Origin of the sequence: Sutterella parvirubra YIT 11816 (assembly GCF_000250875.1) — a bacterium.
GTDB classification, from domain to species: domain Bacteria; phylum Pseudomonadota; class Gammaproteobacteria; order Burkholderiales; family Burkholderiaceae_F; genus Sutterella; species Sutterella parvirubra.
This window is the reverse complement of the sequence record NZ_JH604912.1, coordinates 5917-7671: the sequence shown is the minus strand read 5'-3', so window position 1 is coordinate 7671 and position 1755 is coordinate 5917. Positions and strand designations below refer to the sequence as shown.

Sequence of the window (1755 nt, the reverse complement as noted above, 5' to 3'; positions counted from 1 at the left end):
CCGCCGCCTCCGCCCCCTGGACGATGATCGCTTCGGCGCCGGCGGCGCGAAGCACCTTGGCTTCCTTCAGGGTCGTGGCGGTGCCGACGTGGCGGATCCCGAGCGCTTCAAGGCGCTCGGCTTCGGGCTCGCGAAAGCCCCCGAAGGAGGAGATCATCGCGGCGGGTCGAAGCGCCAGGGCGGCGTCGAACTGCGCGAAGTAGTCGGGGTAGAACGCATCCGCGGGACGCGCCGCGGCGAGCGCCTCCCAGTGCGGAAGTCCCAGATCGTCGTAGACGAATTCGAGCGCTTCGCCCACGGCGGCCAGGTCTTCGGGCTTGTGCGCGACCGTCTGCTCGGGCCGCAGGTTCACCGCAAAGGGCTTCTCGGTCAGCTTTCTCACGGCTTCGCCGAACGCGGTGATCTCTTCGGGCGTCATGTCCGCCGCGGGAATCACCCCGAGGCCCCCTGCTTCGGAGACCGCCGCCACGAGTTCGGGCCCCGCGGCCTCGCGCATCGGAGCGTTCAGCATGGGGCGCGCGGTGCCGAGAAGCGCGCAGAGCCCGCGGGCACGGCCGCAAGCCTCATCGAAGTAGGACATAATGGATCCGCCAAAAATTGAGTGATACGTGCCCGGCGCCCCTCAGGGCACCCGGAGCCCCCATTTTACGGGCCCGGTCCGGGCACCACAGGAAGAATTCGATGACACGGAAAAAAGTCGTGGTCGGCCTCTCCGGAGGCGTCGACTCGTCGGTGAGCGCGTGGCTCTTGAAGGAACAGGGCTACGACGTGACCGGCCTCTTCATGAAGAACTGGGAGGATGACGACGACAGCGAATACTGTTCGTCCCGTCAGGACTTCCTCGACGCGGCCGCCGTGGCGGACGTGATCGGCATCGAGATCGAGGCCGTCAACTTCGCGAAGGAGTACAAGGAGCGCGTCTTCGCCGACTTCCTGCGCGAGTATTCGGCCGGCCGCACGCCCAACCCCGACGTCCTCTGCAACGCGGAAATCAAGTTCCGCGCGTTCCTCGACCATGCGATGGCGATGGGGGCGGAGATGATCGCGACCGGGCACTACGCCCGCACGCGCGTGACCGACTCGGGGGTCGAACTTCTGCGCGGCGTCGACCCGACGAAGGACCAGAGCTACTTCCTCCACCGCCTCACGCAGGAGCAGGTCTCCAAGGTGATCTTCCCCGTGGGGGAACTTCCCAAAACGGAAGTGCGCCGCATCGCGGAGAAAATCGGGCTTCCGAACGCGAAGAAGAAGGACTCGACCGGGATCTGCTTCATCGGCGAACGGCCCTTCCGCGAATTCCTGAACCGCTACCTCCCCACCGCCCCGGGCCCCATGAAGACCCCGGACGGCCGCGTCGTGGGCGAACACATCGGCTTGGCCTTTTACACGTTGGGCCAGCGCAAGGGCATCGGCGTGGGCGGCATGAAGGAGTCGACGGGCGAACCCTGGTTCGTCGCGAAGAAGGACCTCGCCACCAACACGCTCTGGATCTGCCAGGGGCACGACCATCCGTGGCTCCTCTCGCACGAGATCAAGTCGGTCGAGCCCTCCTGGGTGGCGGGCGCCGCGCCGGAGCCGGGCGACGACCTGACGGTGAAGACCCGCTACCGTCAGCCGGACGGCCCCTGCCGTCTGGCGTACGTGTCGGAGAAGAGCTTCACGCTCGAATTCGACGAACCTCAGTGGGCGGCCACCCCGGGTCAGAGCGCGGTGCTCTACCGCGGGGACGTGTGTTTGGGGGGCGGCTTCATCCAC

2 protein-coding genes are annotated in these 1755 nt (G+C 67.0%); one reads left to right on the top strand and one right to left on the bottom strand.

Annotation, left to right across the window (positions count from 1 at the left end):
• On the bottom strand, nucleotides 1-580 hold a 580-nt coding region (locus tag HMPREF9440_RS02905), incomplete at its 3' end, for a nitronate monooxygenase (protein ID WP_040763341.1).
• Between the two features lie 101 nt (nucleotides 581-681).
• Here HMPREF9440_RS02905 and mnmA point away from each other — a divergent pair.
• A partial coding sequence (gene mnmA, locus HMPREF9440_RS02900; protein ID WP_008541340.1) for a tRNA 2-thiouridine(34) synthase MnmA occupies nucleotides 682-1755 on the top strand: 1074 nt, incomplete at its 3' end.